Below are 25,451 nucleotides of genomic sequence, written 5' to 3' on the forward strand. Positions count from 1 at the left end.
AAACTGCTAGCACGGATCGGACCGCCACCGAGGAGGTCAGCTATGCGCGCGACCGAGGGCGACCAGCTGGTACAGCACGGCAGGATCGTGGGCCAGCACGACAAGGTCGGAGAGATCACGCAGGTGCTGGGAGAGAACGGAACCCCTCCCTACCGGGTCCGCTTCCAGGACGGGCACGAGGCCGTGATGTCCCCGGGCCCCGACTGCGTCGTGAAGCACCCGAGCGAACCCCCCCAGTAATTCCTCCTCTTCCGCCACCCGCGCCCGGCCGCGGCCGCCTTCAGCGCGGTGGCACCGGCGTCGGGTAGTGGTCGGCGACCACCCGGGCCATCGCCCCGTTGGGGTCCGCGACCATCTGCTTCGCCGAGAAGTAGACGTGGCCGCGGACCTCGGGGTGGTCCTTGGCGAAGCTCACGTGCCGCGACAGTTCTGCGGGGTCGCGCCACGCCTCGGTCGGACTGTCGGGGTCGCAGCGGTACAGCGCCTCCCCCACGTACAGGCTCACTCCGGTCCCGGCGACCGTACGGGCCCACCAGGGCACGATCTCGGCGTAGTCGGCGGTCGGGTGGCCCAGCTGCCAGTAGGCCTGCGGCACGATGTAGTCGATCCAGCCCTCCTTGACCCACTTGCGGGTGTCCGCGTACAGGTCGTCGTACGTGCCCACGCCCGCGCGGGTGTGTGAGCCGAGCGGGTCCACGTCGTCGTTGCGCCACACGGCGAACGGGCTGATGCCGAACCGGGCCGCCGGCCGGATCCGGCGCAGCCGCTCGGACATCTCCCGCACCAGGGCGTCCGTGTTGGCGCGGCGCCAGTCCGCACGGGACTCGAACCCGCCGCCGAACTCCTCGAACGCCTGGTCGTCGTCGAAGTCCTCGCCCTCGACGGGGTACGGGTAGAAGTAGTCGTCCCAGTGCACCCCGTCCACCGGATAGCGGGCCACCGCGTCGGCCATGGCGTCCTGCACGAACCGCCGCACCTGCGGCAGCCCGGGGTTGTAGTACAGCTTCCCGCCGTACGGGACCAGCCACTCGGGGTTGCGGCGGGCCGGGTGGGTCGTGGCGAGCCGGTCGGGGTCGGTGTGGTTGGCCACCCGGTAGGGGTTGAACCAGGCGTGCAGCTCCAGCCCGCGCTCGTGCGCGGCGGCGACCGCCGTGCCCAGCGGGTCCCAGCCGGGGTCGCCGCCCTGGACCCCGGTCAGCCACTGCGACCAGGGCTCCAGCGGCGAGGGCCACAGGGCGTCGGCCGCCGGCCGGACCTGGAGGATCACGGCGTTCAGCCGGCGCTCGACGGCGGTGTCCAGCAGGCCCAGCAGCTCGGCGCGCTGCCGGCCGGCGGACAGCCCGGCCTTCGAGGGCCAGTCGACGTTCTCCACGGAGGCGATCCACATCCCACGGAACTCGGCGCCGGCGGCGCCCCGGCCGTGCCCGCCCGCGGCTCCCGTTGCGGCCCGTGCCGCCCGTGCGGGGGCCGCCGCGGCCCCGGCGGCCAGCAGGCCCGCCGCTCCGGCCAGCAGCCTGCGTCGTCCGATGTGCGCCATGTGACGGCTCCGTTCCGCTCTGTGACATCGCTCGCGTTCGCCCAGCATGCCCGCCCCGGGCCGCCACCGGGGGGAAGGTCGGGGGTAACGTCGTGGGGCGTGGCGGGCGCCGGACAGCAGTTACCACTGCCGAGCACGGGGGACCCGCCGACGGATGAGCAGCGAAAGGCACGAAGTGACTGACCTCCCTTCCGACATCACTCGAGTCGGCGTAGTGGGCTGTGGCCAGATGGGCGCGGGGATCGCCGAGGTGTGCGCCCGCAGTGGCCTTGAGGTCAAGGTCGCCGAGACCACGGGCGAGGCCCTGGAGATCGGACGTACCCGGCTGTACAACTCGCTGACCAAGGCCGCCGAACGCGGCAAGATCAGCGAGGAGGAGCGGGACGCCACCCTGGCCCGCCTCACGTTCACCACCGACCTCGGCGAGTTCGCCGACCGCGACCTGGTCATCGAGGCCGTCGTCGAGAACGAGCAGGTCAAGACGGAGATCTTCCAGGTCCTGGACCAGGTGATCACCCGCCCGGACGCGATCTTGGCGTCCAACACCTCCTCGATCCCGCTGGTCAAGCTGGCCGTCTCGACCTCGCGGCCCGACCAGGTGATCGGCATCCACTTCTTCAACCCGGCCCCCGTCCAGCAGTTGGTCGAGCTGATCCCCGCGCTGACCACGGGCGAGGAGACCATCAAGCGGTCCGAGGCCCTGGTGCGGGACGTGCTCGGCAAGCACGCGATCCGCGCCCAGGACCGGTCCGGCTTCGTGGTCAACGCGCTGCTCATCCCGTACCTGCTGTCGGCGATCCGGATGTTCGAGTCCGGCATCGCCAGCCGCGAGGACATCGACAACGGCATGGAGCTGGGCTGCGCCCACCCGATGGGGCCGCTGAAGCTGGCGGACCTGATCGGCCTGGACACCGTCGCGTCGGTCGCGGACAGCATGTACGCCGAGTTCAAGGAGCCGCTGTACGCCGCTCCCCCGCTGCTCCAGCGGATGGTCGACGCCGGCCGCCTCGGCCGCAAGACGGGCTCCGGCTTCTACCCGTACGGCTGAACCGGGCGGCTCAGCCCAGCCGCAGGTGGCGCAGCAGGAGCAGGCCGGCCGCCATGTTGGCGGCCGGTACCTCGCCCCGGGCGATCATGTCCGGGACCTGTTTGAGCGGCACCCAGGCGCGGCGCGAGGATTCGAAGTCGTCCTCGGGGTGGCCGGTGTACGTGGCCCCGTCCGCCCAGTAGAGGTGGTGGCGGGCGTCGGTCAGCCCGTTGGAGGGCTCGACCGTCATCAGGTGGTGCAGCGGGCCGGGCCGCCAGCCCGATTCCTCCTCCATCTCGCGGGCGGCCGCGGCCGCGACGTCCTCGCCGTCCTCGACCACCCCGGCCGGCAGCTCCCAGCCCCAGCTGCCGGTGATGAAGCGGTGGCGCCACAGCAGCAGCACCTCATTGGCGTCGTTCACGGCCGTGGCCGCGGCGACGGGCCGCAGCCGGATCACGAAGTGGTCCAGGTGCCGCCCGTCGGGGAGTTCCACATCGGCCAGGTTCACATCGAACCAGCGGTTCTTGTACACGGTCTGCTCACTCAGGTTCGTCCACTGCACGGCTTTGCCACCTTCCTTCGAACGGATGGCAACATGGCAGCAGTTACGGACGTCACAGGGGAACGCGCAGCGCCCCGTCGATCAGCCGGGTGGTCTCCTCGGCTCCGGCGCAGCCGCTGGTCAGCAGCTGCTCCCGGACCGCGCGCAACCGGTCGCGCAGCCGCAGCGACTCCATCCCCCGGGCCCGCTCCGCCATTTCGGCCGCGGCCGCGACCGCCCGGTCCGCCTCGCCCTGGCGCAGCTGGATCTCGCACAGCATGGCCAGCCGGTGGACCCGGCCGCGGTCGTGCGCCGGGGTGCAGGCGGCGGCCGCCGCCTGCTCGTGCGCGGCCGCCAGATCGCCCAGGCTGAGCAGCGCCTCGGCCACCTGTACGTTGACCAGCCCGGGCTGTACGTACCCGGTCTCGGCCGGCTCCGCGCCCGGGTGGATCCGCTGGGCGGCCGCCTCCGCGCGCCGGATGCAGGAGAGCGCGGCGGCGCCGTCCCCGAGCCGGGCGTAGGCCTTGGCCTGCATCGCGTACAGATCGGCGGCCAGGGCGGGGGTGGTGCGCCGGCCGGCGGCCCGCAGTGCGGCTTCGGCGAAGGCGACAGCCTGCCGGTGCTCCCGCAGGTGCAGCGACTGGTTGACGAGCAGCGCGATGACGTACGCGCCGAGCCCCCGGTCGCCGCTGGCCTTCGCGAGCCGCAGCGCCTGGTGGAAGTACCGCTGGGCGAGGCCGTGGGCGTCCGAGTCGTACGCGCAGATGCCCGCCACCGCCACCAGGGACCCGGTCGCCCGGTGCAGCTGCCTCCCCAGGGCGTCGGGGTAACTCCCGCGCAGCATGGGCGCGGTCTCGCTGCCGAGGAAGCGCACGATGCGGGCCCGGGTGGCGAGGCCGCCCGAGCGGCGGTACATCAGCTCGTAGTGGGCGCGGGCGGCGGTCAGGATCTCGATGTGCTCGGGCCCGACGGGGTGGGACCCGTCGCGGGACACGTCGCAGTCCTCGGGCGGGTTCTCCCACTCCCAGACCGGGATCACGGCGGGCGTTCCCGTGAGCGCCTCCACGGCCGTCGGCCGGGACCGCCCCTGCTCGTCGGCCCGCCAGAGCGCGGCGGCGCGGTCGACGAAGCCGCTGAGCGGGGTGGGGTGCGCCGCGGGCTGCCCCGGCCGGCCGAGGCCGGCGTCGTCCAGCGAGACGGGCCGCCGCAGCCGTCCGCCGAGCACCTCGCAGATCAGCTCGGGCACCTGGCCGCGCGGCCGCTGCCCCTTCAACCAGCGGGAGACGGCGGTGTGTTCGTAGCGCAGCGCGAGTCCGCGGGACCGGCCGGCCTGGTTGACGTACGCGGCGAGGCCGGCGTGGGACATTCCCGCCTCGGCGAGGAGGGCGTCGAGCAGGGCGTTGGGCTGCATGGGGCCCCTCCAAGGGCTTGTCCCGTTCAGGCTAGTGGGTGCGGGGTTCACACGGGGTGTGAACCGAGTACGCGCATAAATGCGATACGCACCCTGCCGCGGGGGTGCCCGGGAGCGCTTCACTTAAGGGCCTCGCCAAGAGGCCGCTCGGGTCGTCGGCTCCCCCTCGTACAGTGCGACGACCCGGCACCGCGCCGCCCGTCCTGTTGTCTGCCCGACACTCCACGGCAGGCGGGCGGCGCGCCGCGGTTCCGCCGCAGCCCGGTTGGTCGCCGGGCCCGGCCGGAACCGGGGCGACCGCGCACCGGGCCCTCCCACCGGGACCCGGTGCGCCGTCCCGTCCGGGGGTTCCAGCGCCGGGGGTCGGGGCAGCCGCGCCCCGCCGACGGCCGAGCCGCAGCGCCGTTCCCCGGGCTCCGCCGTAAGCCGGCGGGGCCGGCGAACCAGCCCCGCCGGCGTTCGAGCCCCGCGGGCCCGGGCGCAGCCCGGGGCGCTTGCGCGGCGGCGGCGCGGCCGAACGGCCCGGCAATGGGTGAGGGGCGCACCCGGATCACCGGATGCGCCCCTCACCGGAGCCCGCGGCAGCGGCTACGCGCCGCGCAGCACCGCCCCCGTACGCTCGGCGGCCAGCGCAACGGCCGCGTCGCGGGCCGCCGTCGACTCCTCCGCCGTCAGCGTCCGGTCGGCCGCGCGGAAGCGCAGCGCGTACGCCAGGGACTTCTTGCCCGCCCCGACCTGCTCACCGGTGAACACGTCGAACAGCCGCAGCGACTCCAGCAGTTCGCCCGCGCCCCGGCGCAGCGCGTCCTCCACCGCCGAAGCCGGCACGGAGGCGTCCACGATCAGCGCGACGTCCTGGGTCGCCACCGGGAAGGTGGAGATCCGCGGCGCCTGCACGGCCTCGCCGCCGGCCGCCGCGAGGCGGTCCAGGTCGAGTTCCATGGCGCTGGTGCGCGCCGGCAGGCCCATCGCCTTGACCACCCGCGGGTGCAGCTCACCGGCGTGGCCGATGACCGTCTCCGCCCCGTCCAGGGTGACGACCAGCTCCGCGCACCGGCCCGGGTGCCACGGACCGTACTGGCCCTGGCGCACCACCAGCTCCGCACCGGCCTCGACGGCCAGCGAGCGCGCCGCCTGGACGGCGTCCGCCCAGTCCGCCGGACGGCCCTTGCCCCACCAGCCGGCCTGCTCGCGCGCCCCGGCCAGCACGACCGCGGCGTACCGCGGCTGCTCCGGCAGGGCGGCGTTCAGCGTGGCGATCTCCTCGTCCGTGGGTCGCCGGTCGACGGGCAGCCGTACCGCGACGCCCGGCCGCCCGGCGGCCCGGAAGACGGAGCCGGTCTCGAAGAGCGCGAGGTCGTGGCTGCCCCGGCTGTCGTTGCGGCGCAGCGCGCCCAGCAGACCCGGCAGCAGCGTCGTGCGCAGCGCCGGCTCCTCGTCGGAGATCGGGTTGACCAGCGTGACGACCTGCCGGGCCGGGTCGCCGGCGGGCAGCTGGAGCTGGTCGAAGACGCCCTCGCCGAGGAACGGGTAGCTGAGCGCCTCGACGTAGCCCGCGCCGGCCAGCGCCCGGCCGACCCGGCGGTGCAGCTGCTGCCGGGCGGTCAGGCCGCGGCCGGAGGGCACCTGCGGCAGGGTCGACGGGAGGTTCCCGTAGCCCTCCAGCCGGATGACCTCTTCTGCGAGGTCGTTGGGCTCGGCGAGGTCGGGCCGCCACGACGGGACGGTGACGACGAGCTCGTCCTGCCCGTAGACGTCGCAGCCGACCTCCTGGAGGCGGCGCACGACGGTCTCGCGGCCGTACTCCATGCCCGCCACCCGGTCCGGGTGGTCCGCGCGCATCGCGATGGTGCGCGGGGCGCCCGGCGCGGTGAGCTCGGTGACGCCGGCCTCGGCGGTGCCACCGGCCAGCAGGACGAGCAGGTCGACGGTCCGCTGCGCGGCCGCGGCGGCGGCCTGCGGGTCGACGCCGCGCTCGAAGCGCTTGGACGCCTCGGAGGACAGCTTGAGGCGGCGGGCGGTGCGCGAGATCGACACGGAGTCGAAGTGCGCGGCCTCGATGACGACGTCCGTGGTTCCGGTGACCTGGCCGGTCTCCGGGTCGGTCACGGAGTCGGCGATCTCGGTGTTGGCGCCGCCCATGACGCCCGCGAGCCCGATCGGCCCGCTGTTGTCGGTGATCACCAGGTCCTCGGCGTCGAGCGTGCGCTTGACCCCGTCGAGGGTGGTGAACGTCTCGCCCTGCTCGGCCCGGCGGACGCCGATGGCACCGTCCAGGCGCGAGCGGTCGTACGCGTGCAGCGGCTGGCCGAGCTCCAGCATCACGTAGTTGGTGACGTCGACGGCGAGCGAGATCGGGCGCATGCCCGCCTTCTGCAGGCGGCGGGTGAGCCAGATCGGGGAACGCGCCTCCGGGTCGAGACCGGTCACGGTGCGGGCGGTGAAGCGGTCGCAGCCGGCCGGGTCGTCGATCTTGACGAGGTAGCCGTACGAGTTCGGCGCGGGCACGTCCAGCAGCGCCGGGTCGCGCAGCGGCAGGCCGTAGGCGGTGGCGGCCTCGCGGGCCACACCGCGCATCGACATGCAGTAGCCGCGGTCGGGGGTGATGTCGATGTCGAGGACCTCGTCGACGAGCTGGAGCAGCTCGATCGCGTCGGTGCCGACCTCGTGCTCCGGCGGCAGCACGATGATCCCGTGCGTACCGTCGTCCCCCATGCCCAGCTCCTCGCCGGAGCAGATCATGCCGTGCGAGGTCTTGCCGTACGTCTTGCGCGAGGCGATCGCGAAGTCGCCGGGCAGCACCGCGCCGGGCAGCACCACGACGACCTTGTCGCCGACGGAGAAGTTGCGGGCGCCGCAGACGATCTCCTGCGGCTCGCCGGTGCCGTTGGCCCGGCCGACGTCCACCGTGCAGAAGCGGATGGGCTTGCGGAAGCCCTCCAGCTCCTCGATGGTCAGCACCTGGCCGACGACGAGGGGGCCCTTGAGCCCGGCGCCGAGCTGCTCGACGGTCTCGACCTCCAGGCCGGCGTCGACCAGCTTGGCCGCGACGTCGCGACCGGTTTCACCCGCGGGGAGGTCGACGTACTCCCGCAGCCAAGAAAGCGGGACCCGCATCAGATCTCCATCCCGAACGGCCGGGTGAAACGGACGTCACCCTCGACCATGTCTCGCATGTCTTCGACGTTGTGGCGGAACATCAGCATCCGTTCGATGCCGAACCCGAAGGCGAACCCGCTGTACTTCTCGGGGTCCACACCGCAGGCGATGAGCACCTTGGGGTTGACCATGCCGCAGCCGCCCAGCTCGATCCAGCCCTCGCTGGAGCAGGTACGGCACGGGCGGTCGGGGTTGCCCACCGACTCGCCGCGGCACACGTAGCACTGCATGTCCATCTCGGCGGACGGCTCGGTGAACGGGAAGAAGTGCGGGCGCAGCCGCGTGGTGGTGCCCTCGCCGAACAGCTCCTGGACCATGTGGTCCATGGTGCCCTTGAGGTCCGCCATGGTCAGGCCCTCGTCCACGGCGAGCAGCTCGACCTGGTGGAAGACCGGGGTGTGCGTCGCGTCGAGCTCGTCGGTGCGGTAGACCCGGCCCGGGCAGACGATGTAGACGGGCGGCTTGCGCTCCAGCAGCGACCGCGCCTGCACCGGGGAGGTGTGGGTGCGCAGCACGACGCCGGATTCGTCGCCCTGGGTGCCTTCCGGCCCCCGGACGAAGAAGGTGTCCTGCATCTGGCGTGCCGGGTGGTCGGGCGTGAAGTTGAGGGCGTCGAAGTTGAACCACTCCGCCTCGACCTCGGGGCCTTCCGCGACCTCGTACCCCATGGCCACGAAGATGTCCGCGATGCGGTCCATCAGGGTGGTCAGGGGGTGGCGGGCGCCGGCCGGGACGCGGTCGTGGGGCAGCGTGACGTCCACGGCCTCCTCGACCAGCACCCGCTCGTCGCGCTCGGCTTCGAGCTCGACGGTGCGGGCCCCGAAGGCCTTGTTCACGGCGCCGCGGGCCTGGCCGACGCGCTTGCCGGCCTCGGCCTTGGCCTGGGGCGGCAGGGCGCCGATCTCGCGGTTGGCGAGCGCCAACGGCGAGCGGTCGCCCATGTGCGCGGTCTTCGCCTCACGGAGCTCGTCGAGGTCGCCGGCGGCCGCGAAGGCGGCGAGCGCCTCGTCCCGCATGCGCTCGATCTCTTCCGGTTTCAGTGCCTCGACCTCGACAGGGTCGTACGACTTGTTCGGTGCCGACATCTCTTCCCGTACTTCCGATGGCTGGCTGGTGGTCCCCGTACGACTCGATCGGACCGATCGAAGCAGAGACACAAAGGTGCCAAAGCACGAGTCTAAAGGTCGCCGGGGGTGGAGGGGCCCGTGGGCCGCCTGGCGAGACGCTCCGCAGGGTTACTGCGTGAGGTAGGCCGGGGCGGCGACGGGCAGGATGAATCGGAACTCGGCGCCGCCGCCGGGACCGCGGCCGACCGTGATGGTGCCCCCGTGGGCCTCCACGATGCCCTTGACGATGTACAGGCCAAGGCCGGTGCCGCCGCGTTTGCTGCCCCGCCAGAAGCGGGTGAACACGCGGCCCATCGACTCCTCGGGGATACCGGGGCCCTCGTCGGTCACGGTGACGGCGGTTCCCTTCTCGGTCTTCCCCGCGGCGTTCGCGAAGGCGGTCGGCGATACGTCGATGGTGACCGTTCCCTCACCGTGCCGCACCGCATTTTCGAGCAGGTTGCCCAGGATCTGGTCGATCTTGTCCGGATCGGCCCACAGGTCGGGGAGCGGCCGGCTGACCCGGACGAGGAACCGTTCGGGCGCCTGCCCGTTCGCGGTGAGCGCCTGTACGTGCCGGCCGACGGCGGTGGCGATGTCCACCGGCTGGCGGCGCACCTCCAGCCGCCCGGAGTCGATGCGCGAGATGTCCAGCAGTTCCGCGATCAGCCGGGTGACGCGGTTGGCGTCCGCGTCGACGGTCTCCAGCATCAGCCGCTTCTGGTCGTCGGTGAACCGGCCCCACTTGGCGAGCAGGGTCGCGGTGAAGCCCTTGACGGAGGTCAGCGGGGAGCGCAGCTCGTGCGCGACGGTGGCGATCAGCTCGGCGTGGCTGCGTTCGGTGCGCCGCCGGGCCTCGGTACCGCGCAAGGTGATCACCAGGCGGCGCAGCGGGCCCTTGGGGTGGGTGCGCACGTAGCGGGCGGAGACCAGGACCTCCCGGCCGCCCGGGAGCAGCAGGTTCCGCTCCGGCTGCCCGCGCCGGGTGGCCAGGCCCCCGTACGGATCGGTCAGAGTCCACCAGCGGCGGCCTTCGAGGTCCTCCAGCGGCAGCGCCCGGTCGATCCGCGCCCCGAGGGCTTCGCCGGGCGCCAGCGCGGTGATCCTGGCGGCGGCGGAGTTGAAGCAGATGACCCGGCCGGTGTCGTCGGCGACGACCAGGCCGTCGGGGAGGTCGTCGGCGTCTATCCCCAGGGCCCCGAGGTCCGCCCCGGCGACCTCCGCGGGAACGGCGCGGCGCGGCGGCCCGGCCGCTCCGGCGGCCGCCGCCGGCGAGCTGTTCGTACCGACGCTCATGTCCCCGTCTACCCCACATCTCCGAGTACCGCGGTGGGCCCCCCGGGCAGCCACATTACTAGCTGGGGGTCACGCAGCGGCACCCTCCGGACGCCCGCTGTGCACGCGCGGACGCGTACAGGCACACCGCGGCGGCCGTGGCGAGGTTCAGGCTCTCCGCCTTGCCGTGGATCGGGACGCGTACGACGGCGTCCGCCAGCGCCCGGGTCTCTTCCGGCAGGCCCCACGCCTCGTTGCCGAACACCCAGGCGGTGGGGCCGCCCATGGTGCCCGCGTCCAGCTCCGCGTCCAGGTCGTCCTCGCCGGCCCCGTCCGCGGCGAGGATCCGTACGCCCGCGGCCCGCAGGCCCGCCACGGCCTGCTCCACCGGCACCCCGACCGCCACCGGCAGGTGGAAGAGGGAGCCCACGGAGGCCCGTACGGACTTCGGGTTGTACAGGTCCACGGAGGCGTCGGTCAGCACCACCGCGTCGGCGCCCGCCGCGTCCGCGCAGCGCAGCACCGTACCGGCGTTCCCGGGGTCGCGTACGTGGGCGAGGACGGCGACCAGCTTGGGGCCGGCCGCCAGGATGTCCTCGAACGGCGAGTCGAGGAACTGGCAGACGCCGACCAGGCCCTGCGGGGTGACGGTCTGCGAGACCTCGGCGAGCACCTCGTCGCAGGCGTAGTGCACGCGCGCCCCGGCCAGCAGCGCGGCCTCGACGATGTCGGCGTAGCGCTCGGCGGCCTCGACGGTGGCGAACAGCTCGAGCAGGGTCGGGGCGCCCCCGGGGCCGCGGTGCTCGACGGCCTCGCGGACCGCCTGCGGGCCCTCGGCGATGAACCGGCGCTCCTTGGTGCGGAAGTTGCGCCGCGCCAGGCGCCTGGCGGCGGCCACCCGCGGGGATCGGGGGGAGATCAGCTCGGCGGGGGTGCCCATGGCGTCAGCGGTTCTTTCTCGGGTGTCCGGTGCGCGGCTCCGGCGGGACGTGCGGCCACGGGGGCCTGGCCGGTCGGAGACGAGCGGGGGTCGCGGGGCCCCGGCGGGCGGGGCGAAAGCACACGGACCCGCAGGCGATTCGCCTGCGGGTCCGTGGGTGCCGACTGCGTTACGCGGCCGGCCAGTCCTTAGGCAGCGGCCTTCGGGGCGTTGACGTCGGCCGGGAGGGCCTTCTGCGCGACCTCGACGAGCGCGGCGAACGCGTTGGCGTCGTTGACGGCCAGCTCCGCGAGGATCTTGCGGTCCACCTCGATGTTGGCGGCCTTGAGACCCTGGATGAGGCGGTTGTACGTCATGCCGTTCTGGCGGGCAGCGGCGTTGATGCGCTGGATCCACAGCTGACGGAAGTCGCCCTTGCGCTTCTTGCGGTCGTTGAAGTTGTAGACCAGCGAGTGGGTGACCTGCTCCTTGGCCTTGCGGTACAGGCGCGAACGCTGACCGCGGTAGCCGGAGGCCGCCTCGAGGATCGCCCGGCGCTTCTTGTGGGCGTTTACTGCCCGCTTGACGCGTGCCACTTTTTAACTCCTTGTAGCGGGGCCGTGGGTGTCTTCACACGGCCCGAATTCAGATGGGGTCCCGGTCTCGACGTACCGCTCCCGGCGAGGGGAGCGGAGGACGTCACTTGCCGAGAAGCTTCTTGATCTTCGCGGCGTCGCCGGGGGCCATCTCCGCGGTGCCGGTCAGGCGGCGGGTGACACGGGACGACTTGTGCTCGAGCAGGTGGCGCTTGCCGGCGCGCTCACGGAGCACCTTGCCGGAGCCGGTGATCTTGAAGCGCTTCTTGGAACCGCTGTGCGTCTTGTTCTTCGGCATAGCGCCGTTATCTCCTCGTCGGTGGCGCTCCCGCCGGTCCTGGGGACCGGCTCACGGGAGCGTCATGTTGTGTCGGTGATTCCGAGGCGGGCTGCCCCGGGATCAGGCCTCGGCAGAAGCCTCGTGAGAGGTGTCCGCCTCGTCGGAGGCGGCCTCGGCGGAGACGTCTGCCTCGTCTGCGTCGGCCTCGACGGCGGTGTCGGCTTCCTCGGAAGCCTCCTCGCCGGCGGGAGCGACGCCCTGGCGCTCGGCCTTGCGGGCGGCCTGCGCCTCGCGGGCTTCGGCCATCGCCTCGGTCTTCTTCTTGTGCGGACCGAGAACCATGATCATGTTTCGGCCGTCCTGCTTCGGGTTCGACTCGATGAACCCGAGGTCCTCGACGTCCGAGGCGAGGCGCTGCAGCAGTCGGTAGCCGAGTTCCGGCCGGGACTGCTCGCGACCACGGAACATGATCGTGATCTTGACCTTGTCGCCCTGCTTGAGGAACCGAACGACGTGACCCTTCTTGGTGTCATAGTCGTGCGGGTCGATCTTCGGCCGGAGCTTCATTTCCTTGATGACCGTGTGCGCCTGGTTCTTGCGCGCCTCACGGGCCTTCATGGCCGACTCGTACTTGAACTTGCCGTAGTCCATGAGCTTGCAGACCGGCGGGCGTGCGGACGCCGCGACCTCGACCAGGTCGAGGTCGTACTCCTGCGCGAGCTCAAGCGCCTTGGCAAGCGGCACGATGCCGACCTGCTCGCCGCTGGGACCGACGAGTCGTACCTCGGGAACGCGAATCCGGTCGTTGATGCGGGGCTCGGTGCTGATGGATCCTCCTCGGTAGCACCACACGGCTGCCTGGCAGACAGCCGTTGACGTTGGTGTCGTCAGACCGGCCGCGGCGGGAACGAAAAAAGCCCCGCCGGGACACAGGCAGGGGCTCCAAAACAACCGGAGCACCGTCGCGTGAACCGCGGGGCGCAGACTCGGGCGGCTTTCCATCGTCCGTACGGAACGATGGATACCGCCTGACCGGTGACCCGCCGCCCCGGAAGGCGGTCAGGTGGGAGAATCGGAGCCTCCACTTGTGGGCCGGGGACATAGGTCTCCGGCCGGTCGTAGCCCAATATAGCATTCCGCGCCAGGGCCGCTCACCCGGAGCGGGCGGTCAGCGGCCGGCGCGGCCCGGCTTATCGTGTGAAGCATGACTGACGCGACCCCCAACCCCGCCACCGAGGCCGACAGCACGCCTGACGCTCCCGACTACGACGCCATGACCCGCGACATCGCGGACGTGCCCGCCGTCGAGGTGATCACCACGGTGGCCGTGCACCTGCTGAGCGCCGCGGCGGTCAACCTGGGACTGGACAAGCCCGACTCCGAGCACAAGGACCTCGACGAGGCCCGCAAGCTGATCACCGCCCTCGCCGGCCTGGTCACGGCGAGCGCCACCGAGATCAGCTCCTTCCACGCGGCCCCGCTGCGCGACGGCCTCAAGTCGCTCCAGCTGGCCTTCCGCGAGGCCTCGATCGTGCCGGACGAGCCGGGCCAGGGGCCGGGTGAGAAGTTCACGGGTCCGGTGTACGCCTGAGGGCTGTCTGTCCGGTAACGACCCCGAAGGGCCGGGACCGCCGCCGTCGCGGCCGTCCCGGCCCTTCGCCGTCCGTACGGTCTCAGCGGGCGAACAGGGGCTCTCCGGGCGGCGCCGCCGCGGTCGACGGCAGCAGGGCCAGGTCCAGCCCGCGCACCAGCCTGCCGCGCAGGACCTCGTCGGCCGCCAGCGCCTCGGCGACCCGCCGGGCGGCGGCCGGGCCGCCCGCGTCGGAGGACGGCACGATCGCGAGGGTGCCGTCGGAGCCGGCGCCGCCGGGGCCGAGGTGGGCGCGCAGTACGTCCGGCTCGCCGGCCACCGCCGCCCGTACGGCCTCGCGCACGGCCGGGTCCGCCAGCGGGTCGGGGTCCGTGCGGCCCTCCGCGAGGGCCAGCAGGGCCGGGCCGGTGAGCTGGTACGGGACGGGGCCGGCCAGGTCGAGCACGATCGTGTCGGCCTTCTCGTGCGCGGCGGCGGCCAGCGCCTGGTGCAGCGGGACCGCCACCGGGCGGGCCGCCGGGTCCCACAGCGCGAGCGTGGCCGTCGAGGTGAAGGCGGGCAGCGCCCGGCGGTTGCCCGCGGTCAGCGTCGGGACGGCCATGTCGCTGGTCTTCTCGCGCCTCAGGCCCGTCTGCGGGTCGGTCTCGGCCTCGCCCAGCACGGCGACGACGGGAACCAGCAGGCGGGCGCCCTTGAGCGCGGCCAGCACCTGCTGTTCGGCCGAGCGGTCCTGCGCCCAGGCGGCCAGGGCCGCGCTCAGTGCGGGATCGGCGGAGCCGTCGTCGTCGGAGAAACCGGGGTCGGGAATGTTCTTGTTCGCCACAGTTAACCGACCCTATCCCGCCGCGGGCCGCGCGGACGCCGGGCCAGTACGGCGGCCACCACCAGCAGCGCCACCCCCGCGGCGGCCGCCGCCGGGGCGCCCAGCCGGGGCCGGCGCTCGGTACGGGCGGCGGACTCGGGGCCGGGGCCGAAGTAGGGGCGCCCGGCCGCGACGGGCGTGGGCAGCGGCGCCTCCGGGCGGAGCCCGTCCGCGCCCTGGAGCGCGGCGGCGGCGTCCACCGTGCCGTATCCGCGGGAGTCGTCGCGGCCGCCGGCCGGGGCGTCCGCGGCGGTGTCCCGGAGCAGCTTCTTGATCTGTGCCGGGGAGAGGCCGGGGTGGGCGGCCTTGACCAGGGCGACCGTGCCGGAGACGAAGGCGGCGGCCGCGCTGGTGCCCCAGCCCTCGTAGTAGCTGCGGTCGGGGTCGGCGATCACCACGTCGACGCCGGGGGCGCTGACGGTCGCGTACCAGTGGCGGGTGGAGAAGCCGGCCTTGTGGCCCTTGCGGTCGACGGCGGCGACCGCGATCACCCCCGGGTAGGCCGCGGGGTAGGAGACGGGGTCGCCGTGCTCGCCGCCGTTGCCCGCGGAGGCGACGACCACCACGCCCTTGCCGAGCGCGTACTGGACCGCCTCGTCCTCGGCGGCTTCGTGGTGGGCGGATTCGCTGTCGTCGCCCAGCGAGAGGTTGATGACGTCGGCCCCGTGGTCGGCGGCCCAGCGGATGCCTTCGGCGAGCGCGCCCGACTTGCTGTCGCGGGCCTTGGCACGGCCGGGGTCGCTCTCCTCCAGGATCACCCGGACCGGCAGGATCCGGGCGCGCGGGGCGACGCCGAGCACGCCTTCGGCGCGGTCGGGGCCGTGGCCGCGTCCGGCGATGATGGCGGCCATCGCGGTGCCGTGCCGGGCCCAGGCGCGGTCGCCCCGGCCGGCGCCCATGCCGACGAGGTCGGCGCCGTCGAGGACCTGGCCGGCGAGGTCGGGGTGGGTGCCGTCGACGCCGGTGTCCAGGACGGCGACCGTGACCCCCTCGCCCTGGGTGGTGCCCCAGGCCTCTTCGGCGCGCAGGGTGAGCAGGCCCCACTGGCGGTCGCGGACGACGTCGGCGGCCGCGGGGTGCGCGCCGGCGGCGGTGAGGAGGGCGGCGAGGGCCAGCGCCCCGGCCGTGCGGGTTCGGCTCATCGGGCGGACTCCGGGTCCGTGCGGTGCGGCGCCGGCGGGGCGGCGAGGTCCTCGACGGCCCGCTCGACCCGCCCGGCGACGGCCTTGGCCTCGTGGCCGAGGCCCGCCTGGGCCGGTGCCCCGGTGGCGGCGGGCCGGGCGGCTTCCTCGGCCGGCTGGGGCGCGTCCTGGATCCGGCCGTCGGCGAAGGCGGAGACGGCGTAGACGACGGCCGGGGCCCGGGTGACGACGTCCGCGGCCCAGGTGGCGCGCTGCGGGTCGGTGAAGCCGTAGCCGGAGGGGGCGGGGAGGTGGCCGTGCAGCCCGGCCAGGACGGCCGGGTCGGCGGTGGTGAAGACCAGGCCGACGCTGACCAGGGAGCTGCGGGTGGAGTCGGTGTAGGTGGCGCGCAGGACCCGGGCACAGCCGGTGGGGGCCAGGGCGGCGCGCCAGTCGGCGTTGAGGGCGGCGGGGCCGCAGTCCGCGTCGGGGGCGAGCGCGACCCTGGTCCAGGTCCGGTCGGCGCCGCCGGGGCCGTCGCCGGAGCCCTCGATCACCGGCGGCAGGAGCCGGTCGACGGGGGCGTTGCGCCACAGCGACGCGGCCGCGCGGTAGGCGGCGTCGGCCGGCCGGGGGCGGTGGGCGGCGCGGTGGTCGCTCCAGGCGGTGGCGGCGGCCCCCGCGGTGAGGCCGGTGCCCAGCAGCGCGCAGAGCACGGCGGCGGTGACGCGGGCGGGGCCGCGGTGGCCGGGGGCCGTCCCGGGGCCGGGTCCGGCGAGGTCCGCGGGCAGCGGTGTAGACGTCGTCATCCGGCGGCTCCGCCCCCCGTTCGTCCGCTGCGGCCTTGTCCGTACTCTACGAGGTCGAGCGGGCCGGCCCGCGGTGTCCCCCGGGGTGCGCGAAGTGCCGAGGGACCGCGCCCGACCCCTACCCACGGGTACACCCGCGTGGCAGGCTGCCGCCATGACTTCCGACCGTGCCCGGTACGACGCGGCCACCGCCCACCTCGACGCGCCGCTGGCGATCGTCGACCTGGACGCGTTCGACGCCAACGCCGACGACCTCGTCCGCCGCGCCGGCGGCAAGCCGATCCGGGTGGCCAGCAAGTCCGTGCGGTGCCGGGCGCTGCTGGAACGGGTGCTGGCCCGGCCCGGGTTCGCCGGGATCATGTCGTACACGCTCGCGGAGAGCATCTGGCTGGCCCGCTCCGGTTTCGCGGACGTGCTCCTCGCCTATCCGTCCGCGGACCGCGCAGGTTTCGCCGAACTCGCCGCCGACCCGAAGCTCGCCGCCGCCGTGACCGTGATGGTCGACGACCCCGCGCAGCTGGAGCTGATCGACCGCTCCCGCGCCGGCGGCGCCGAGGAGGTCCGGGTCTGCCTGGAGCTGGACACCGCGCTGCGGCTGCTCGGCGGCCGGATCCGGGTCGGGGCCCGCCGCTCGCCGCTGCGCGAGCCGGCCCAGCTCGCCGCGCTGGCCCGTACGGTGAGCGCCCGACCGGGGTTCCGGGTGGTGGGGCTGATGGGCTACGAGGGCCACGTGGCCGGGGTCGGGGACCTGCTCGGGGGGCGCCCGGTGCGCTCCCGGGCGATCCGGCTGATGCAGGCCGCGGCGCGCCGGGAGCTCGCGGCCCGGCGCGCCGAGGCGGTCCGGGCCGTCCGGGCCGTCGTGCCGGACCTGGAGTTCGTCAACGGCGGCGGGACCGGCAGCGTGCAGCACACCGCCGCCGAGGAGGCCGTCACGGAGATCGCCGCCGGGTCGGGGCTGTACGTGCCGCGCCTGTTCGACAACTACACCTCGTTCCGGGGCCGGCCGGCCGCGCTCTTCGCCCTGCCGGTGGTGCGCAGGCCCGGCGTCGGGGTGGTGACGGTGCTCGGCGGCGGCTACCCGGCCTCCGGCGCCCCCGGCCCGGACCGGCTGCCAGAGCCGTACCTGCCGCGGGGGCTGCGCTACGACCCGCAGGAGGGCGCGGGCGAGGTGCAGACGCCGCTGCTGGGCGGCCCGGCCGACGACCTGCTGATCGGGGACCGGGTCTGGTTCCGGCACGCGAAGGCGGGTGAGCTGTGCGAGCGCTTCGACGCGCTGCACCTGGTCGAGGGCGACCGGGTGACGGCCACCGTCCCGACCTACCGGGGCGAGGGCCGCACCTTCCTGTGAGGCGGCGGGGGGCTCCGGCGCAGTGGATCCGGCGGGGCGGATCCGGCGGGGCGAATATCGGGTGACCGCGGTCCGTACCGGCACGTAACGTGCCCTCCATGGACCCGCTCACCGAACAACAGATCCGCTCGTCCTTCGTGAACTGCAGCAAGGGCGAGGCGGCCCGGCTGAAGCTGCCGCTGGACTTCGCCGAACTCCCCTGGGACGACCTGGACTTCCTCGGCTGGGTCGATCCGGGCGCGCCGCTGCGCGCCCATATCGTGCGGCCCGCGGCGGACGGCTCGGCCGTCGGCATCACCCTGCGGGTGCCGGGGGCGAACCGGGCGGCCGCCTTCAAGTCGAGCATCTGCCAGATATGCCTGACCGGGCACGCGTCCTCCGGTGTCGCCCTGCTCGTCGCTCCGCTGGCGGGGGCGCGCGGCCGGGAGGGCAACAGCGTCGGTACGTACCTGTGCGCCGACCTGGCGTGCTCCCTCTACATGCGGGGCAAGCGGCAGCCGAAGCTGCGTACCCGCGGATACGAGGAGACGCTGTCCCTGGAGGAGCGCGTGGCGCGCGCCGAGGCGAACCTGGACGCCTTCGCCGCCAAGGTCACCGGCTGACGACGGCGCCCGGAACACCGCGTCCGCGAACGGTGCGGCGCGGCCCGGCAGCCGGACGCCGGGCGACGTCCGGCTGCCGGGGCACGGCGGAGGGGCGGCCCCTGGGCCGTCCCTACAGGGGCGTGACGTACGCGCCGGAGATGCCGCCGTCCACCAGGAAGTCGGTGGCGTTGATGAACGAGGAGTCGTCGCTGGCCAGGAAGGCGACGGCGGCGGCGATCTCGGTGGGTTCGGCGAACCGGCCGAGCGGGATGTGCACCAGGCGCCGGGCGGCCCGCTCGGGGTCCTTGGCGAACAGTTCCTGGAGCAGCGGGGTGTTGACCGGCCCCGGGCACAGCGCGTTGACGCGGATGCCCTCGCGGGCGAACTGCACGCCGAGTTCGCGGGACATGGCGAGGACGCCGCCCTTGGAGGCGGTGTAGGAGATCTGGGAAGTGGCGGCGCCCATGACGGCCACGAAGGAAGCGGTGTTGATGATGGAGCCGCGGCCCTGGCGCTGCATGTAGGGCAGGGCGGCCTTGCAGCACAGGTAGACCGAGGTGAGGTTGACGTCCTGGACGCGCTTCCAGGCCTCCAGACCGGTGGTGAGGATGGAGTCGTCGTCCGGCGGGGAGATGCCGGCGTTGTTGAAGGCGATGTCGACGGAGCCGTAGGTGTCGAAGGCGGTCTTGAAGAGGGCTTCGACCTCCTCGGGGCTGGTGACGTCGACCTTGACGAAGGTACCGCCGACTTCCTCGGCCGCGGCCTTGCCGGCGGTCTCGTCGATGTCTCCGCAGACGACGTCGGCGCCCTCGGAGGCCAGGCGGCGGGCGGTGGCGAGGCCGATGCCGCTGCCGGCGCCGGTGATGACGGCGGTGCGGCCGACCAGGCGGCGGCAGACGGGCTCTTCGTTGACTCGACTGGACATGGGGTTCAGGCCTCCGTGCTGATGAAGACGTTCTTGGTCTCGGTGAATGCGGTCAGGGCGTCGGGTCCGAGCTCCCGGCCGAGGCCGGACTGCTTGTAGCCGCCGAAGGGGGTCCAGTAGCGGACGCTGCTGTGGGAGTTGACGGACAGGTTCCCGGCGGCGACGGCGCGCGAGACGCGCAGGGCGCGGCCGATGTCGCGGGTCCAGAGGGAGCCGGAGAGGCCGTAGTCGGTGGCGTTGGCCAGGCGTACGGCGTCTTCCTCGTCCTCGAAGGGCAGGACGACGGCGACCGGGCCGAAGACCTCCTCCATGGCCACGGGCGCGGTGGGGGCGACGTCCGTGACGAGGGTCGGCGGGTACCAGAAGCCGGGCCCCTCCGGGGCGGTGCCGCGGACGGCGGTGAGGTCGTCGGTGACGTATCCGCGGACCCGCTCCAGCTGGGTCCGCGAGATCAGCGGGCCCATCTGGGTCTTCTCGTCGGCGGGGTCGCCGACGCGCACGTCCTGGAGGGCCGGGGCGACGAGTTCCAGGAACCGGTCGTAAGCGGAGCGCTGGACGAGGATGCGGGTGCGGGCGCAGCAGTCCTGGCCGGTGTTGTCGAGGAAGGCCATGGGGGCGGCGGCCGCCGCGGCCTCGATGTCGGCGTCGGCGAAGACGATGTTGGGGCTCTTGCCGCCGAGTTCGAGGGTGATCCGCTTCACCCGGTCGGCGCACTTGGACATGATCTGCTTGCCGACGGCGGTGGAGCCGGTGAAGACGATCTTGGCGACTCCGGGGTGTTCCACCAGCGCGTCGCCGGTGACGGCACCGGTGCCGGGGAGCACCTGGAAGAGGTGCTCGGGGATCCCGGCTTCGAGGGCGAGTTCGGCGAGGCGCAGGGCGGTGAGGGGGGTGGTCTCGGCGGGCTTGAGGATGACGGCGTTGCCCGCGGCGAGGGCGGGTGCCAGGCCCCAGGCGGCGATCGGCATGGGGAAGTTCCAGGGGGCGATCACGCCGATGACGCCGAGGGGTTCGAGGAAGGTGACGTCGATGCCGCCCGCGACGGGGATCTGCCGGCCGGAGAGCCGTTCGACTCCCCCGGCGGCGAAGTCGAGCAGGTCGCGTACGTTGCCCGCTTCCCAGCGGGCGTTGCCGATGGTGTGGCCGGCTTCGCGGACTTCCAGCCGGGCGAGTTCCTCGGCGTGTCCGTCCACCACCGCGGCGAACCGGCGCAGCAGCCTGGCCCGGTCGGCGGGGGCCGCGGCCGCCCAGCCGCGCTGGGCGCCCGCGGCTCTGGCGACGGCGGCGTCGACGTCGTCCCGTGTGGCGGCCGGGACGGTGGCGACGAGTTCCTCGGTGGCCGGATTCAGCACGTGCAGGGCGGAAGGGGCCAGCACTTCGGACACGTGGTGCCTCACAGACTTTCCGTAGGGGGAGTTACAGGCGTTCGAAGGAGCGGCGCAGCTCCCAGTCGGTGACCGCGGAGTCGTACGCGTCGAGTTCGACGCGGGCCATGTTGCGGTAGTGGGCGACGACCTCGGGGCCGAAGGCGGCCTTGGCGATCTCGCTGTTCTCCCAGAGCTCCGCGGCCTCGCGCAGGGTGCTGGGGACGTGCGCGAAGTCGGCGGTGTAGGCGTTGCCGGTGCAGGCCTCGGGCAGTTCGAGGCGGTTCTCGATGCCGTAGAGCCCGGCCGCGACCAGTCCGGCGACGGCCAGGTAGGGGTTCACGTCGCCGCCGGGGAGCCGGTTCTCGAAGCGCATGGAGCGGCCGTGGCCGACCACGCGCAGGGCGCAGGTCCGGTTGTCCACGCCCCAGGCGACGGCGGTCGGGGCGAACGATCCGGGCCGGAAGCGCTTGTACGAGTTGATGTTCGGGGCGTAGAGAAGGGAGAAGTCGCGCAGTGCGGCGAGCTGGCCGGCCAGGAAGTGGCGCATCACCGGTGACATGCCGTGTTCTTGGACGTTCCCGTCGCCGGCCATCACGTTGTGTCCGTCGGTGTCGGTGAGCGAGAGGTGGATGTGGCAGGAGTTGCCTTCGCGCTCGTCGTACTTGGCCATGAAGGTGAGCGAGACGCCCTCTTGGGCGGCGATCTCCTTGGCCCCCGTCTTGTAGACGGAGTGCTGGTCGCAGGTGGTGAGCGCCTCGTCGTAGCGGAAGACGATCTCGTGCTGGCCGAGGTTGCACTCGCCCTTGGCGGACTCGACGACCAGGCCCGCGGCCTGCATCTCGTTGCGGATGCGGCGCAGCAGGGGCTCGATGCGGCCGGTGCCGAGGACGGAGTAGTCGATGTTGTACTGGTTGGCGGGGGTCAGGTCGCGGTAGCCGGAGTTCCAGGCCTGTTCGTAGGTGTCCTGGAACACCATGAACTCCAGCTCGGTGCCGACCATCGCGGTGTACCCGTGCTCGGCGAGGCGCTCCAGCTGGCGGCGCAGGATCTGCCGGGGCGCGGCAACGACGGGCGAGCCGTCGTTCCAGGCGAGGTCGGCGAGGACGAACGCGCTGCCGGGGTTCCACGGGATGCGGCGCAGGGTGGCGAGGTCGGCGTGCATGGCGAAGTCGCCGTAGCCGCGGTCCCAGGAGGACATCTCGTATCCGTCGACCGTGTTCATCTCGGTGTCGACGGCGAGCAGGTAGTTGCAGCCCTCGGTGCCGTGGGCGAGGACTTCGTCGAGGAAGAACTGTGCGGCGAACCGCTTGCCCTGGAGGCGCCCTTGCATGTCGGGGAAGGCCAGGACGACTGTGTCGATCTCTCCGCTGGCGACCAGGGAGCGGAGCTCCTCGGGCGCGAGCGGGGGCTTGCGGTCTACCACTGGAATCTCTCCTTCGGTGAGCCGAGGGGACCTAAGGTATTGAACAGAACCATTGCTTGGGAAGGGGTGGAGCCGAGATGGCCGATACGGCGAGTGAGGGCGACGCGATCGCACGGCTGAATCCCGTGCTGCGACAGGTGCGCGCGGGCAACGGTTTCGAGGAGGCGCTGGAGCAGATCCTCCAGGTGGTCCGGCTGGGGCTGGTGTCCGGTGGGGAACGGCTGCCGCCCGAGCGGGAGTTGGCTGAGCGGATGGGCATCAGCCGGGTCACCCTGCGCGAGGTGCTGAAGGTGCTCCAGGACCAGGGCCTGGTGGAGGCCCGGCGCGGCCGGTACGGCGGAACGTTTGTGCTGGGCCGCCCCGACCCGCCGGCCGGCGGCGCCGAGCAGGAGCTGCGCCGCCGGGTCGCGGGGGTGGACATCGAGGACGCGCTGCGGTTCCGCGAGGTCCTGGAGGTGGGCGCGGCCGGCCTGTGCGCCACGCACGGGCTCACCGAGGAGGGTACGGAACGGCTGCTCGGCGCCCTCGCCGCCACCCATGACGCCCCGCTCCAGGACTACCGCCGCCAGGACACCCTGTTCCACCTCACCCTGTGCGAACTGGCGGGATCGCCCACCCTGACGGCCCAGTACGCGGCCGTCCGGGCGACCGTCAACGACCTGCTGGACTGCATTCCGCTGCTGGTGCGCAACCTGGAGCACTCACAGCAGCAGCACACCGCACTGGTCGAGGCGGTGCTGGAGCGGGACGCGGACTCGGCCCGCGCGACGATGCGCGAGCACTGCTGCGGCACGGCCGCGCTGCTGCGGGGATTCCTGGCGTGAACCGTCCGGAGCGGCGCAAGACCGAGAGGTTTTCGTAACCCCTGTTTAACACCGGGGACTTGCGCGCTCCACCCTCATGACGCAAAGGTACGCCTCACAACCATTGCACGCGTCTCACCCCCATCACCCGTTGCACCACCTTGCCCCAGGCAGGAGCGCACATGGCCGACGACATCGAGGCCCGGCTGACCGCCGCGCCCGGATCCACCAAGGCCCCGCAGGCCGGCGACACCTACCTGGAGCGCCGCACGCTGCGCCGCGGCAGCGCCGGGTGGCTGCTGCTCACCGGCCTCGGCGTCGCCTACGTCGTCTCGGGCGACTTCTCCGGCTGGAACGTCGGTCTCGCCCAAGGCGGGTTCGGCGGCCTCGCCATCGCGACCGCACTGATGGGCGCGATGTACGCCTGCCTGGTGTTCTCGCTCGCCGAGCTGTCCGCCATCCTGCCCACGGCGGGCGGCGGTTACGGCTTCGCCCGCCGGGCGCTGGGCACCTGGGGCGGCTTCCTCACCGGCACGGCCATCCTCATCGAGTACATCCTCGCGCCCGCCGCGATCTCCATCTTCATCGGCGACTACGTCGAGTCGCTGCACCTGTTCGGCCTCACCTCCGGCTGGCCCGTCTACCTCGCCTGCTTCGCCGTGTTCATCGGCATCCACCTGTGGGGGGTGGGCGAAGCCCTGCGCTTCTCCCTCGTCGTCACCGCGGTCGCCGTGCTGGCCCTCATCGTCTTCGCGCTGGGCGCGTTCACCGAGTTCGACCCGGCCCGACTGGACGACATCGCCGTCGACACCACGGCCGCGGGCGCGAGTTCGTGGCTGCCGCTCGGGTTCCTCGGCATCTGGTCCGCGTTCCCCTTCGGCATGTGGTTCTTCCTCGGCGTGGAGGGCGTCCCGCTCGCGGCCGAGGAGGCCAAGGACCCGGTCCGCTCGATGCCCCGCGCGCTGTCCATCTCCATGGGCATCCTGGTCCTGCTGGCCCTCATGACGTTCCTGGCCTCCACCGGCGCCCGCGGCGCGGACGCCATCAAGGACGCGGGCAACCCGCTGGTCGTGGCGCTGGAGGGCGACCCGGGCCGGTCCTGGCTCAAGACCTTCGTCAACTACGCCGGCCTCGCCGGGCTCGTGGCCTCCTTCTTCTCCCTCATCTACGCGGGCTCCCGGCAGCTGTTCGCCCTGTCGCGGGCCGGCTACCTGCCGCGCTTCCTGTCCCTCACCTCGAAGCGCAAGGCCCCGTACCTGGGCCTGCTGATACCCGGTGCGATCGGGTTCGCGCTGGCCGCCGCCACCGGCAACGGCCCGCGCATGCTGAACATCGCGGTGTTCGGCGCGACCATCTCCTACGCCCTGATGGCCCTGTCCCACATCGTGCTGCGCCGCCGCGAGCCCGGCCTGGAGCGCCCGTACCGCACGCCGGGCGGCGCCGTCACCTCTTCGGTGGCCTTCGTGCTGGCCCTGTCCGCACTGGTCGCCACCTTCCTGGTGGACCAGGACGCGGCGTTCATCGCGCTGGCCGTCTACGCCGTCGCGCTCGCCTACTTCGCCTGCTACAGCCGCCACCGGCTCGTCGCGTCCGCGCCCGAGGAGGAGTTCGCGGCGCTGGCCGAAGCCGAGGCGGAATTGACCCGTGACTGAAATCCTGACGCTGACCCGGATCCCGTCCACCTGGAGGTAGAACCGTGCCCAGGCCGCTCATCGGCATCACCACCTACGTCGAGGCGTCCACCCGCTACGGCGTGTGGGACCTCGCGACGTCCCTCGTCCCCTCCGGGTACTACGAACTCGTCCAGGCGGCGGGCGGTACGGCCGTGCTGCTGCCCCCGGACGACCCGTCCCGGGCGGCGGAGGTGCTGAGCCGGGTGGACGGCCTGGTCGTCGCGGGCGGTCCGGACGTGGACCCGGTGCACTACGGCGCCCCGCGCGACCCCCGTACGGGCGCCCCCGCGACGGTCCGTGACACCTGGGAGCTCGCCCTGATCAGGGCCGCGCTGGAGTCCGGCGCCCCGCTGCTCGGCATCTGCCGGGGCATGCAGGCGCTGAACGTGGCCCTGGGCGGCACCCTGATCCAGCACATCGACGGCCACGTGGACACCCCCGGCGTCACGTCCTGGCACCCGGTCCGCCCCGTCGGCGGCACCCGCTACGCGGCGCTGGTCCCGGAGCAGGCCGAGGTCCCGACCTACCACCACCAGGCGGTGGACCGGCTGGGCGAGGGACTGGTCGTCTCGGCGCACGCCCTGGACGGCACGGTCGAGGCCATCGAACTGCCGGACCCGGACCGCTGGGTGGTGGGCGTGCAGTGGCACCCCGAACGCGACAAGGACACCCGGGTGATGGCGGCCCTGGTCGACGCGGCGGCGGAGTTCAACCTCACGGCGCCCACCGCGGCGGCCTTGGCCCCGGCGGCCCTCTAGGGGAGGCCCGGGCGGCTTCTCAGGACGGTCCGGGGCGGCAGCCCGTCATTCGCACCCGGTGCGGCTGCCCGGCCCGCGCCGTCCGACGGCTCAGGCGTGCTGCGGGACCTCGTCCTTCATGGCCGCCTTGAGCTGGTCGCGCAGCTCCTGGCTCGCGGTGTGGCCGTGCACGGAAACGGCGTGCTCCTCCGCGGCGCGGACCAGTTCCGCTTCCTCGCCCGCCATGAAGAGGCTGCAGTTCGATTCACTCGGGAATTCGCGGCAGTCGATCATCTTGCGCATCACGCGCCTCCTCGGATCCGACTGCCTCCATTGTCCGCCCGTACCGTCACGATG

At 73.2% G+C, this 25,451-nt stretch carries 25 protein-coding genes; 8 read left to right on the forward strand and 17 right to left on the reverse strand.

Translation table 11 applies throughout. The features are described 5' to 3' along the window. The first annotated feature begins 42 nt into the window (after nucleotides 1-42). Nucleotides 43-240, forward strand: coding sequence for a DUF1918 domain-containing protein (locus tag ACZ4M3_RS27290; RefSeq protein ID WP_467736924.1), 198 nt, complete (start codon nucleotides 43-45; stop codon nucleotides 238-240). A 40-nt stretch (nucleotides 241-280) separates the two neighbouring features. Here the strand turns inward: ACZ4M3_RS27290 and ACZ4M3_RS27295 are convergent, their stop codons facing one another. Then, nucleotides 281-1,537: a glycoside hydrolase family 10-like protein gene (locus ACZ4M3_RS27295; protein WP_467736926.1), complete on the reverse strand. Its 1,257-nt coding sequence runs from the start codon at nucleotides 1,535-1,537 to the stop codon at nucleotides 281-283. 154 nt (nucleotides 1,538-1,691) lie between these two features. Here ACZ4M3_RS27295 and ACZ4M3_RS27300 point away from each other — a divergent pair, with 154 nt between their 5' ends. Next, nucleotides 1,692-2,585 carry a 3-hydroxybutyryl-CoA dehydrogenase gene (locus tag ACZ4M3_RS27300; protein WP_467736928.1) on the forward strand — a complete coding sequence of 298 codons (894 nt, stop codon included), beginning with the start codon at nucleotides 1,692-1,694 and terminating at the stop codon, nucleotides 2,583-2,585. Between the two features lie 10 nt (nucleotides 2,586-2,595). Here the strand turns inward: ACZ4M3_RS27300 and ACZ4M3_RS27305 are convergent, their stop codons facing one another. The 9 genes from ACZ4M3_RS27305 to infC all read right to left on the reverse strand — a co-directional run bounded on the left by ACZ4M3_RS27305 (nucleotide 2,596) and on the right by infC (nucleotide 12,703). Next, the gene (locus tag ACZ4M3_RS27305; protein ID WP_467736930.1) at nucleotides 2,596-3,126 is read right to left on the reverse strand and encodes an NUDIX hydrolase; all 531 of its coding nucleotides are present in this window, start codon (nucleotides 3,124-3,126) and stop codon (nucleotides 2,596-2,598) included. A 52-nt stretch (nucleotides 3,127-3,178) separates the two neighbouring features. Further along, nucleotides 3,179-4,516: a transcriptional regulator gene (locus tag ACZ4M3_RS27310; protein WP_467736932.1), complete on the reverse strand. Its 1,338-nt coding sequence runs from the start codon at nucleotides 4,514-4,516 to the stop codon at nucleotides 3,179-3,181. Between the two features lie 588 nt (nucleotides 4,517-5,104). After that, nucleotides 5,105-7,633 (reverse strand): phenylalanine--tRNA ligase subunit beta, encoded by a 2,529-nt coding sequence (pheT, locus tag ACZ4M3_RS27315; RefSeq protein WP_467736934.1) that lies wholly within the window; start codon nucleotides 7,631-7,633, stop codon nucleotides 5,105-5,107. Continuing rightward, nucleotides 7,633-8,760, reverse strand: a complete 1,128-nt coding sequence (gene pheS, locus ACZ4M3_RS27320; protein WP_467736936.1) for a phenylalanine--tRNA ligase subunit alpha — start codon at nucleotides 8,758-8,760, stop codon at nucleotides 7,633-7,635. The genes pheT and pheS overlap by 1 nt, the downstream gene beginning before the upstream one ends. Nucleotides 8,761-8,910: 150 nt before the next feature. Beyond that, nucleotides 8,911-10,077: a sensor histidine kinase gene (locus ACZ4M3_RS27325; RefSeq protein ID WP_467736938.1), complete on the reverse strand. Its 1,167-nt coding sequence runs from the start codon at nucleotides 10,075-10,077 to the stop codon at nucleotides 8,911-8,913. A 58-nt stretch (nucleotides 10,078-10,135) separates the two neighbouring features. Beyond that, nucleotides 10,136-10,996 carry a TrmH family RNA methyltransferase gene (locus tag ACZ4M3_RS27330; protein WP_467736940.1) on the reverse strand — a complete coding sequence of 287 codons (861 nt, stop codon included), beginning with the start codon at nucleotides 10,994-10,996 and terminating at the stop codon, nucleotides 10,136-10,138. A gap of 188 nt (nucleotides 10,997-11,184) precedes the next feature. After that, nucleotides 11,185-11,571: a 50S ribosomal protein L20 gene (gene rplT, locus ACZ4M3_RS27335; protein WP_007263143.1), complete on the reverse strand. Its 387-nt coding sequence runs from the start codon at nucleotides 11,569-11,571 to the stop codon at nucleotides 11,185-11,187. A gap of 103 nt (nucleotides 11,572-11,674) precedes the next feature. Then, nucleotides 11,675-11,869 (reverse strand): 50S ribosomal protein L35, encoded by a 195-nt coding sequence (gene rpmI / locus ACZ4M3_RS27340; RefSeq protein WP_030387121.1) that lies wholly within the window; start codon nucleotides 11,867-11,869, stop codon nucleotides 11,675-11,677. A 102-nt stretch (nucleotides 11,870-11,971) separates the two neighbouring features. Beyond that, entirely contained in the window at nucleotides 11,972-12,703 is a 732-nt protein-coding gene (infC, locus tag ACZ4M3_RS27345) for a translation initiation factor IF-3 (RefSeq protein WP_467737048.1), read from the reverse strand. 352 nt (nucleotides 12,704-13,055) lie between these two features. Between infC and ACZ4M3_RS27350 the strand changes: the two genes are divergently transcribed. Continuing rightward, a complete protein-coding gene (locus ACZ4M3_RS27350; RefSeq protein WP_467736942.1) occupies nucleotides 13,056-13,442 on the forward strand; it encodes a DUF1844 domain-containing protein in 387 nt (128 codons plus the stop codon). 82 nt (nucleotides 13,443-13,524) lie between these two features. On the opposite strand, the gene ACZ4M3_RS27355 is transcribed toward ACZ4M3_RS27350, so the two are convergent. The 3 genes from ACZ4M3_RS27355 to ACZ4M3_RS27365 are packed head-to-tail and all read right to left on the reverse strand — an operon-like array spanning nucleotide 13,525 to nucleotide 16,234. After that, complete coding sequence (locus ACZ4M3_RS27355) at nucleotides 13,525-14,265, reverse strand: SseB family protein (protein ID WP_467736944.1); 741 nt, start codon at nucleotides 14,263-14,265, stop codon at nucleotides 13,525-13,527. 2 nt (nucleotides 14,266-14,267) lie between these two features. After that, nucleotides 14,268-15,446 (reverse strand): type VII secretion-associated serine protease mycosin, encoded by a 1,179-nt coding sequence (gene mycP, locus ACZ4M3_RS27360; protein WP_467736946.1) that lies wholly within the window; start codon nucleotides 15,444-15,446, stop codon nucleotides 14,268-14,270. Then, nucleotides 15,443-16,234 (reverse strand): hypothetical protein, encoded by a 792-nt coding sequence (locus ACZ4M3_RS27365; protein ID WP_467736948.1) that lies wholly within the window; start codon nucleotides 16,232-16,234, stop codon nucleotides 15,443-15,445. Before ACZ4M3_RS27365 ends, mycP begins: the two co-directional genes overlap by 4 nt. A 154-nt stretch (nucleotides 16,235-16,388) precedes the next feature. Between ACZ4M3_RS27365 and ACZ4M3_RS27370 the strand changes: the two genes are divergently transcribed. Further along, a complete protein-coding gene (locus tag ACZ4M3_RS27370) occupies nucleotides 16,389-17,582 on the forward strand; it encodes an amino acid deaminase/aldolase (RefSeq protein WP_467736950.1) in 1,194 nt (397 codons plus the stop codon). Between the two features lie 98 nt (nucleotides 17,583-17,680). Continuing rightward, entirely contained in the window at nucleotides 17,681-18,184 is a 504-nt protein-coding gene (locus ACZ4M3_RS27375) for an FBP domain-containing protein (protein ID WP_467736952.1), read from the forward strand. A gap of 112 nt (nucleotides 18,185-18,296) precedes the next feature. On the opposite strand, the gene ACZ4M3_RS27380 is transcribed toward ACZ4M3_RS27375, so the two are convergent. From ACZ4M3_RS27380 to ACZ4M3_RS27390, 3 genes are read right to left on the reverse strand one after another with little or no spacing between them, the layout of a single operon-like run. After that, a complete protein-coding gene (locus tag ACZ4M3_RS27380; protein WP_467736954.1) occupies nucleotides 18,297-19,091 on the reverse strand; it encodes a 3-oxoacyl-ACP reductase in 795 nt (264 codons plus the stop codon). Between the two features lie 5 nt (nucleotides 19,092-19,096). After that, nucleotides 19,097-20,467 (reverse strand): aldehyde dehydrogenase family protein, encoded by a 1,371-nt coding sequence (locus ACZ4M3_RS27385; protein ID WP_467737050.1) that lies wholly within the window; start codon nucleotides 20,465-20,467, stop codon nucleotides 19,097-19,099. A 40-nt stretch (nucleotides 20,468-20,507) separates the two neighbouring features. After that, the gene (locus ACZ4M3_RS27390; protein WP_467736956.1) at nucleotides 20,508-21,881 is read right to left on the reverse strand and encodes a glutamine synthetase family protein; all 1,374 of its coding nucleotides are present in this window, start codon (nucleotides 21,879-21,881) and stop codon (nucleotides 20,508-20,510) included. Nucleotides 21,882-21,958: 77 nt separating this feature from the next. Between ACZ4M3_RS27390 and ACZ4M3_RS27395 the strand changes: the two genes are divergently transcribed. The 3 genes from ACZ4M3_RS27395 to ACZ4M3_RS27405 all read left to right on the forward strand — a co-directional run bounded on the left by ACZ4M3_RS27395 (nucleotide 21,959) and on the right by ACZ4M3_RS27405 (nucleotide 25,115). Then, nucleotides 21,959-22,705 (forward strand): FadR/GntR family transcriptional regulator, encoded by a 747-nt coding sequence (locus tag ACZ4M3_RS27395; RefSeq protein WP_467736958.1) that lies wholly within the window; start codon nucleotides 21,959-21,961, stop codon nucleotides 22,703-22,705. Between the two features lie 161 nt (nucleotides 22,706-22,866). Then, nucleotides 22,867-24,336, forward strand: a complete 1,470-nt coding sequence (eat, locus tag ACZ4M3_RS27400; RefSeq protein WP_467736960.1) for an ethanolamine permease — start codon at nucleotides 22,867-22,869, stop codon at nucleotides 24,334-24,336. A gap of 44 nt (nucleotides 24,337-24,380) precedes the next feature. After that, nucleotides 24,381-25,115 (forward strand): gamma-glutamyl-gamma-aminobutyrate hydrolase family protein, encoded by a 735-nt coding sequence (locus tag ACZ4M3_RS27405; RefSeq protein ID WP_467736962.1) that lies wholly within the window; start codon nucleotides 24,381-24,383, stop codon nucleotides 25,113-25,115. A gap of 90 nt (nucleotides 25,116-25,205) precedes the next feature. Here ACZ4M3_RS27405 and ACZ4M3_RS27410 read toward each other — a convergent pair whose 3' ends face one another. Continuing rightward, a complete protein-coding gene (locus ACZ4M3_RS27410; RefSeq protein WP_467736964.1) occupies nucleotides 25,206-25,397 on the reverse strand; it encodes a DUF1059 domain-containing protein in 192 nt (63 codons plus the stop codon). Nucleotides 25,398-25,451: the final 54 nt, after the last annotated feature.

This window comes from Streptomyces sp. NPDC026522 (assembly GCF_055567555.1).